Raw genomic sequence first — 8514 nt, 5'->3', positions numbered from 1 at the left:
CGCACCCGGAGCGATTCGAACGCCCGACCCTCTGGTTCGTAGCCAGATACTCTATCCAACTGAGCTACGGGTGCATCCTCATCACTTCGCAAGTGCGTTGTGAATCAAGAAGACCGAATAATATAGGCTTTGCCGAAACCTGTCTACTCTTTTCGCAGATATTTTTTATATTTTTATTTAACTAATTGAAGTTAAACAATATAAAACTAACGTAAAATCCCTACTCCTGACAAATCCTGCGCCATTTTGGCGGCGGAATTATCGGTCATACCACCGACAAAATCCAAAATTTTCATATAAGCCTGATACAGACTGTCTTCAGGAAGAATCGGATTGTGCTTTTTCAATAATTCCAACGCCAAAGACTGACGCGTTGCCAATTGTTTTTCTGCAATCAGGGCATAGGCGGCAGGGACGAGCAAATCCAAGATGGAGCCTAAGCATGGGAACGTGGCGATTTCGGTCAAGAGCTTGGTGTGATGGCGGAAAATCCGTGTTTGCGCCAATTCTTTCGCTTTTGCCAAAGTGTTTTGCACTTGCGGGCTACACAGAGCAAGCAAGTCTTTGCCTTTGAATGTTCCATCCAGTAAATCAGACTGATGCAGCATAAAGGTTTGCGCAACATCATCAATCGCCTTGCCAATCGCAATGCCGCGCAACATAGCGCAACGCTGACGGCTGGAACTGGCGTGCCATGCACTTTCGGCAAAGGTCAGCTCGGACAAGATACTCTCCACTTCCGTATCCGTGAGCAAATCCAATTCAACGGCATCTTCCAAGTCCAGCAAGGCATAGCAAATATCGTCGGCGGCCTCCATCAAATAAGACAAAGGATGGCGCGCCCAGCTGTCTGCTCCTGCGGAAACCAGTCCCAATTCGTCGGCAACTTGACGGATAAACGGCAACTCGGTTTGATAAATATTGAATTTCTTTCTGCCGTTTGGATGTTGCGTTGTCCACGGATACTTCAGCAATGCGCCAATGGCTGCCGCAGTCAGGCGCATTCCGCCCGCCTCCGGATACATTTCAAGGCTGGCGACGATACGCAGGCTATGCGCATTGCCTTCATAGGTTTGAATATCGTTGCGTTCCGCTTCGTTTAATGTGTTCAGATAAATTTGATGTTCAGGCCGTCTGAACCAATCACGCAAAGCATCTTCGCCGGTATGACCAAACGGCGGATTGCCCAAATCATGCGCCAAACAGGCAACCTGCACCACGGCACCAATATCGCTGGGCGTATTTTCCTGCGGCAAAAAACCGCCGTTATGCAACATCACGCCTACGCGGTTGCCCAAGCTCCTGCCCACGCTGGCAACTTCAACACTGTGTGTCAGGCGGTTGTGCGTCAAATCGTGTTGCGCCAGCGGATGTACCTGCGTTTTACGGCCAAGGCGGCGGAAGGCTCCGGAAAAAACGACTCGGTCGTAGTCGATGTGAAAATCCGTACGCAAGGCATCGGCACCTTCCTGGGTCGAAGGGGTAACGGTCGGCACAATTTCGCCGTTTTTGGTACGGAAGCGTTGGGTGGACAATAAGTTTTGCCAATTCATTCGGATGGTCATAAAGATTCCTCAAGCAAAGTAAAGGCCGTCTGAAACATGTTCAGACGGCCTTATGCTTATTTACCGCGCATCAATTCAAAGAAATCGTCATTGTTTTTGGAGTCTTTGAGTTTGCCCACCAAAAACTCGGTCGCTTCGATTTCGTCCATAGGATGCAGGAATTTGCGCAAGAGCCACATACGTTGCAACTGATCGTTCGGCACCAGCAATTCTTCGCGGCGCGTACCGGATTTATTAATGCTGATCGCCGGGAACAGGCGTTTTTCTGCCATGCGGCGGTCAAGGTGCAATTCCATATTGCCCGTGCCTTTGAACTCTTCGTAAATCACGTCGTCCATGCGGCTGCCGGTTTCAACAAGCGCTGTCGCAATAATGGTAAGCGAACCGCCCTCTTCCACATTACGCGCTGCGCCGAAAAAGCGTTTCGGACGGTGCAAAGCGTTGGCATCGACACCGCCGGTCAGAATTTTGCCCGAAGTCGGCACGACGGTATTGTAGGCGCGCGCCAAACGGGTAATCGAATCCAGCAGAATCACCACGTCTTTTTTGTGTTCGACCATGCGTTTGGCTTTTTCAATCACCATCTCGGCCACTTGTACATGGCGTTGCGCAGGTTCGTCAAACGTAGAGGAAACCACTTCGCCGCGTACAGAACGGCTCATCTCGGTCACTTCCTCCGGACGCTCGTCAATCAACAGGACAATCAGCTCGACATCGGGATAATTGGCGGTAATGGCGTGGGCAATGTTTTGCAACATCACGGTTTTACCGGTTTTAGGCGGCGCAACCAACAATGCACGTTGGCCTTTACCGATTGGGGAAACCAAGTCGATGGCTCGGCCGGTCAGATTCTCTTCGGCTTTGATGTCGCGCTCGAGTTTGAATTGTTCGGTTGGGAATAAAGGCGTGAGGTTTTCAAAGAGGATTTTGTGTTTGCAGACTTCGGGTTGATCGCCGTTGATGGTATCAAGGCGGACAAGTGCGAAATAACGCTCATTGTCTTTAGGCACGCGCACGCTGCCTTCGATGGTGTCACCGGTGTGCAGATTGAAGCGGCGGATTTGCGTGGGCGAAACATAAATATCATCAGGGCCGGCAAGGTAAGAAGTATCTGCGCTGCGCAAGAAACCGAAGCCGTCGGGCAGGATTTCGAGTGTGCCGGAACAGGTAAAGCTGACATTTTGCTTCATCATCTGGCGGACGATGGCAAAAACGAGGTCTTGTTTGCGGAAACGGTTGGCGTTTTCAATGCCATGTTCTTCTGCCATTTCCAAGAGTTTAGAAATGTGGAGGGTTTGGAGTTCTGAAACGTGCATAGTATTGATATATTTTGAATGGTATCAGAGAGATGGCACGAAGGCCGTCTGAAAGTATGAAATCGTGCCGCAGGATACGGTAGATTTTTGAGAAAGTTGAATTTTAGGCAGTTGGAGGCAGGGTGTCAAATTTTTAAATCGAACACTGAGGCCGAGACCTTGGTCTTATCCTTCAATAAGATTACGGCTGGAAGTAACGTGGCAACCGCAATCTTATCATCAAAAATCCGAGTATTTACCCAACTTCAGACGGCCTTCTGCCCGTACCGCATCAGCATCATGCCGCCGACCGCCGCCGCGCAGCCTGCAATCAGCGAAATATGCAGCGGTTCGCCCAAAAACCACGCCGAAGACAGCACACCGAAAATCGGCACAAGCGTAATATACGCTGCCGCGCTGCCTGCACCCAAAGTCTTCACGCCTTCAAAATACCACGCATAGGCCAATACCGTCGCACCGATGACCAGCCACGCCAAGGCTGTCCAACCTCGCCCATCCATTGCCGCTATCGCCTCAAACGGCATTCCGTCCATCCACAACGCCACCACCGACAACATCAGAGCGCCGATGAACGAAGTTGCCATCGTTACCGTCAGCGCGTCTATCCCGCGCAAAACCGCGCGACCAATTAAAGTATAAGCCGCCCAACAAACCACGCAACCGAAAATCAGCCACTCTCCTGCCTTGATGCCGCCCGATAACACTGTCAACGGCTGCCCTTGCGTTACCACCATAATGGCACCGCCGACCGCCAGCAGCATACCCGCCAAAATCTTCGCATTTAAACGCTCGCCGAAAAACCAAGTTGCCAACAGCAGCGTCAGCACGGGGTTCACTGCCACGACCACCGCCGCCTTACCTGCCGGCATAGTCTGCAAACCCAGCATAAAAAACACCGCATAGCCGCACACGCCGACGGAAGCAGCCGCCGTCAAACCCAGCCATTGCCGCGCCGACAAAGCTGCCAAAGTTGCAAACCTGCTGCGCGCAAACAACCAGCCCAACAACAAAACCGAAGCCAGTACAAACCGAACCGCCCCGCCCGTCAGCGGCGGCAGCGACTGCCCCAGCATCCGCCCCATCGGCCAAGACGCGCCCCACAGCACCGCCATCCCCAGCAGTTTCAAATGTACAGAATAACGTTCCATCTCATTCCTTTTATCGACAAAGGCCGTCTGAAAATGTTTCAGACGGCCTTTATCCACTTAGGATTTCACAATACGACCATTAGGGTAAATACTGCGGTAAGCAATATAAGGAGCCAGCAGTAAAACTGCGCTGACAGGTAGGAATAGTAAAAGTATGATCATGATAATCCACTGGCCTAACATACTGCCTAATACGCCCCACATAAAAGAATAGAGAGCCACACCTACAACATAAACTAATATTGCAGGAATATTACACATAGCCGCTTTAACATTAGCTTTAATAGCCTCCCATGGCTTCAGACCATCTAAAACAATCAAAGCGGGGGTTAATAAAAATATAGACAAAAGGACAATAACAATCAATACAACACCTATCATCATTGCCCAATGACCTGCAAAATATAGCGGAATGATAAGCAAACTAACAGCTATACTGAACAGCACCTGAAGTAACAATAAAATGAAAAAACTCATTTTTTTATCTAAAAAAACAATAAAAAAATCTTTCACATCAAATGCTTTTCCATTATTGATATTGTTAGCAACATACATAGCTCCGCCTACTAAGCATGAACCCACCCAGCTGAATACAATACCTTTTAAACTAGAAAGCGCATTAATTCCTAGTAAGTCAATAATAGAAACCACAAAGCCTACGATCATATAAGCCAATAATACGCCTATCCATTTCCACGGATGAAGTTTGAAAATACCGAAAGCGTCGGTAATCCACTTGATGCCTGCAGAAGCAGGAAGGCGTTTGGGTTCGTGATATCGAACTTCCTGTGAAGTGGGTATTTGGTTTTCCATAAAATTCCTATTATAAAATCAAAAATTTAAACACAATAAAGGCAGCCAGTGCATACTGACTGCCTTCTTACCAATTATTTTGCCTGCCAAGAATCTTTCAGTGTCACAGTGCGGTTAAACACCGGCGTGTCTTTGCTGTGATCTTTGCGGTCGGTTACGAAGTAGCCGATACGCTCGAACTGCCAACGGCTTTCTGCCGGCAGATCTTTTGCGACAGGCTCGGCGTAGGCGGTGATTTCCTTGATGGATTCAGGGTTGAGGAAATCGGTGAACGGCAGATAGTTGCCGTCTTCGCCGCGCACGGCATCGGGACGCTCGACGGTAAAGAGGCGGTCATACAGGCGGACTTTGATTTCGGCAGCGTGTTCGGCAGACACCCAGTGAATCACGCCTTTGACTTTGCGGCCTTCGGGATTTTTGCCCAAGGTATCGTGATCGATGCTGCATTTGAGTTCAACCACATTGCCTGATTCGTCTTTTACTACTTCATCGCACTTGATGACATAGCCGTGGCGCAAGCGCACTTCGCCGCCGGGAATCAGGCGTTTGAAGCCTTTAGGCGGATTTTCGGCAAAGTCGTCGGCTTCGATGTAGATGGTTTGTGAAATAGGCACTTCACGATCGCCCATTTCTTCGTGGTTCGGATGGAACGCGGCACGGCGGCTTTGGGTTCTACCGGCTTCAAAGTTGGTCAGGGTCACTTTGAGCGGATTCAAAACCGCCATCAGGCGCGGCGCGGAGTTTTCCAGCTCTTCGCGAATCGCGCCTTCCAACACGCTCATATCGACCACGTTTTCAGATTTGGAAATACCGGCGCGTTTGGCAAACAAGCGCAGGCCTTCGGGCGTGTAACCGCGGCGGCGCATACCAGAAATGGTCGGCATACGCGGATCATCCCAGCCGGCAACGTGGCCGTCTGAAACCAGTTGGTTCAGCTTGCGTTTGGAGGTGATGGAATACAGAAGCTCCAAACGGGAAAACTCGTATTGGCGCGGACGGGTAGCGTGCGGCGCAGGAATGTTGTCCAACACCCAGTCGTACAGCGGACGGTGTGCTTCAAATTCAAGCGTACACAAAGAATGCGTGATTCCTTCGATGGCATCGGAAATGCAATGTGTGTAGTCGTACATCGGATAGATGCACCATTTGTCGCCGGTGTTGTGGTGATGGGCGCGGCGGATGCGGTAGATGACGGGGTCGCGCATATTGATGTTGCCTGCCGCCATATCGATTTTCAGACGCAAGGTTTTGCTGCCGTCGGGAAACTCGCCGTTTTTCATGCGTGTGAACAGGTCGAGGTTTTCTTCGATACTGCGGTCGCGGTAAGGGCTGTTTTTACCCGCTTCGGTCAGCGTACCGCGGTATTCGCGCATTTCTTCAGGGGTCAAATCATCAACATACGCTTTGCCGTCTTTGATTAAACCGACGGCGTAGTCGTAAAGCTGGTCGAAATAGTTGGAAGCAAAACGCGGCTCGCCCGCCCAATGAAAACCGAGCCACTCAACGTCTTCTTTGATGGCATTGACGTATTCGTCGTTTTCTTTTTCGGGGTTGGTATCGTCAAAACGCAGGTTGCACAAACCATCATAAATATAAGCCAAACCGAAGTTCAGGCAGATGGATTTGGCGTGGCCGATGTGCAAATAACCGTTCGGCTCGGGCGGGAAACGGGTTTGGATGGCTGTATGTTTACCGCTTTTGAGGTCTTCATCGATGATGGTGCGGATAAAGTGGTTGTCCGCGAATTGGTCTTTATTCAACATAATATTTCTTTGATGGGAAAATGATTTTCTGTTTTCAGACGGCCTGAGCATTCAATCAGGCCGTCTGAAAGGAATGGAATGATGGCTCAATTGTACCCGACTTGGCTACTTTGATACAGGGTCGGCAACCTGCCACGCTACGCCGCGCTCGTTTAGGGTTTTCTGCATGGCGGCGGATGGTGTGCGGTCGGTAAACAGCTTATCGAATGCGCCGATATCGCCCAATCTAACCAAGGCATTGCTGTTGAACTTGCTGTGGTCGACGCCGAGATAGCGCACGCGGGCATTGTTCACCATCGCCTGCATGACGCTGACTTCCTTGTAATCGTCATCCAAAAGCGAGCCGTCGTTTTCTATGCCGTGGGTACTCATGATGGCATAGTCGACTTTAAATTGGTTGATGAAATCGACGGTCGCCACGCCGGTAATACCGCCATCCAAGGGGCGGACCACGCCGGAAGCGATGATGACCGTGTAATCGGTACGCGCCGCAGTGATGGAGGCGGCGTAAATATTGTTGGTGATAATCCGCAGGTTTTTACGCTGTCTGACCAATTCGGCGGCGACGGCTTCCATGGTGGTGCCGATGCTGATAAACAGCGAGGCATTATCGGGAATGGTGGAAGCAATCAATCGGGCAATGGCGTTTTTTTCCTGCTGCTGATGGTTGCGCCGCTCCTGCCCTGCCGTTACGACTGAAACATCGCCCAAAGATGCGCCGCCGTGATAGCGTTTGAGCTGTCCGGTTTCGCTCAACTCCTGCACATCGCGGCGTATGGTTTGTGGCGTAACATCCAAATTCGCCGCCAACTCTTCCACCGTCATGAAGTTATGTTCGCGGACAAGGGTGAGGATATGTTCGTGTCTTTGGATTTTGGGTTTCATAGCGTTTCGCTTTGTAGGGATAAACCAATGGCCGTCTGAATATTTCAGACGGCCTTTTTATTGTCAAACCGATTACATCTCGAGTTTTTGTTCCAAGCGTTCCATGCACGCGCCCAAGTGGCGGCGCATGACTTTGGTCACACGGTTGCGCTTGCCTGCCAGCAACAAATCGAGGATTTCTCGGTGTTCATGGTGCGAATTGGAATCGATGTTGCGCTTTTCTTTGCGAAGCGGATCGGAAACAGCCACAATCAATGAAGAACGTGCGCACAAGGTATTCATGATTTCAAACAGGACATCGTTGTCCAGCAGCCGCGCCAATTCGACATGGAAGGCATTGGACAGACGGTTCCAACCCACTCGGTCGCCGCTTTCGGAAGCTGCACCCTCTTGCTCAATCATGGCGTAAAGCGGTTGCAGACGCGTTTCCAAATCAGGCATATCGATGAGGACGCTCAAAATCATGCTTTCCATTTCGATACGCGTGTTGAACACGTCTTTCATTTCTTTCAAGTCCGGCACATGGACAAATGCGCCGCGGTTGGGCTGCAAATCGACGATTTTATCGTGCGCCAAAAGCGATAATGCGCTACGCACGGTATTACGCGAGCAAACCATTTGCCGGCAAAGCTCGGACTCGGTCAGTTTTTTGCCCGGCAACAGCAGATGGTCGGTAATGCCGTCCAAAATCAATGCGTACACGCGGAAGAGTTCCGAATCGTGACGCTCTTCCAAAATAAGCGATGAAGTTGCAGGCGCAACGTTGGTATTATTTTCGTAATCCATAATGTTTCCCCAGTATCCGTATTAAGGCACAAGCGTTTACAAACCTGCAGCTTTCGGGGGTGTTTAAAATATAATTAAAAATTGTTGACAATGTTAAACGAAACTTGCACAATGAGATCAACAAGCCAAGTTATAAAGGCTGATAGAGAGAGAAAAAAAGGAATAAAAAGCAAGCAGATATATTCATGTTAATGCGTGAATATATCTGCTTTTTTTGTGGGTAGCCGGTTCACGCTCC

General features: G+C 50.0%; 7 protein-coding genes and 1 tRNA gene. All 8 read right to left on the bottom strand.

The window, feature by feature from the left end; all coding sequences use genetic code 11:
• Positions 1-74: transfer RNA gene (locus ACTHS4_RS10895), tRNA-Arg, on the bottom strand.
• A gap of 132 nt (positions 75-206) precedes the next feature.
• The gene (locus tag ACTHS4_RS10890) at positions 207-1565 is read right to left on the bottom strand and encodes a deoxyguanosinetriphosphate triphosphohydrolase (RefSeq protein ID WP_371460520.1); all 1359 of its coding nucleotides are present in this window, start codon (positions 1563-1565) and stop codon (positions 207-209) included.
• Between the two features lie 56 nt (positions 1566-1621).
• Positions 1622-2881, bottom strand: a complete 1260-nt coding sequence (rho, locus tag ACTHS4_RS10885) for a transcription termination factor Rho (RefSeq protein ID WP_003680905.1) — start codon at positions 2879-2881, stop codon at positions 1622-1624.
• A 245-nt stretch (positions 2882-3126) separates the two neighbouring features.
• Positions 3127-4029: a DMT family transporter gene (locus ACTHS4_RS10880; RefSeq protein ID WP_070826429.1), complete on the bottom strand. Its 903-nt coding sequence runs from the start codon at positions 4027-4029 to the stop codon at positions 3127-3129.
• Positions 4030-4086: 57 nt separating this feature from the next.
• Positions 4087-4842 carry a BPSS1780 family membrane protein gene (locus ACTHS4_RS10875; RefSeq protein ID WP_070826428.1) on the bottom strand — a complete coding sequence of 252 codons (756 nt, stop codon included), beginning with the start codon at positions 4840-4842 and terminating at the stop codon, positions 4087-4089.
• Between the two features lie 74 nt (positions 4843-4916).
• Positions 4917-6605 (bottom strand): glutamine--tRNA ligase/YqeY domain fusion protein, encoded by a 1689-nt coding sequence (locus ACTHS4_RS10870; RefSeq protein WP_070826427.1) that lies wholly within the window; start codon positions 6603-6605, stop codon positions 4917-4919.
• Positions 6606-6710: 105 nt separating this feature from the next.
• Positions 6711-7490: a DeoR/GlpR family DNA-binding transcription regulator gene (locus ACTHS4_RS10865; RefSeq protein ID WP_004519551.1), complete on the bottom strand. Its 780-nt coding sequence runs from the start codon at positions 7488-7490 to the stop codon at positions 6711-6713.
• Between the two features lie 72 nt (positions 7491-7562).
• The gene (locus ACTHS4_RS10860) at positions 7563-8276 is read right to left on the bottom strand and encodes a GntR family transcriptional regulator (RefSeq protein WP_070826426.1); all 714 of its coding nucleotides are present in this window, start codon (positions 8274-8276) and stop codon (positions 7563-7565) included.
• Positions 8277-8514: the final 238 nt, after the last annotated feature.

The organism is Neisseria sp. P0014.S009 (assembly GCF_051958155.1).
In the GTDB taxonomy this organism is placed as follows: Bacteria; Pseudomonadota; Gammaproteobacteria; order Burkholderiales; family Neisseriaceae; genus Neisseria; species Neisseria flavescens_C.
This window is presented reverse-complemented; position numbering and strand designations above follow the sequence as displayed.

Coding starts and splice junctions, on each gene's coding strand:
- ACTHS4_RS10860 (WP_070826426.1), bottom strand. CDS start 8,276: ATGGATTACGAAAATAATACCAACGTTGCGCCTGCAACTTCATCGCTT.
- rho (WP_003680905.1), bottom strand. CDS start 2,881: ATGCACGTTTCAGAACTCCAAACCCTCCACATTTCTAAACTCTTGGAA.
- ACTHS4_RS10865 (WP_004519551.1), bottom strand. CDS start 7,490: ATGAAACCCAAAATCCAAAGACACGAACATATCCTCACCCTTGTCCGC.
- ACTHS4_RS10870 (WP_070826427.1), bottom strand. CDS start 6,605: ATGTTGAATAAAGACCAATTCGCGGACAACCACTTTATCCGCACCATC.
- ACTHS4_RS10880 (WP_070826429.1), bottom strand. CDS start 4,029: ATGGAACGTTATTCTGTACATTTGAAACTGCTGGGGATGGCGGTGCTG.
- ACTHS4_RS10875 (WP_070826428.1), bottom strand. CDS start 4,842: ATGGAAAACCAAATACCCACTTCACAGGAAGTTCGATATCACGAACCC.
- ACTHS4_RS10890 (WP_371460520.1), bottom strand. CDS start 1,565: ATGACCATCCGAATGAATTGGCAAAACTTATTGTCCACCCAACGCTTC.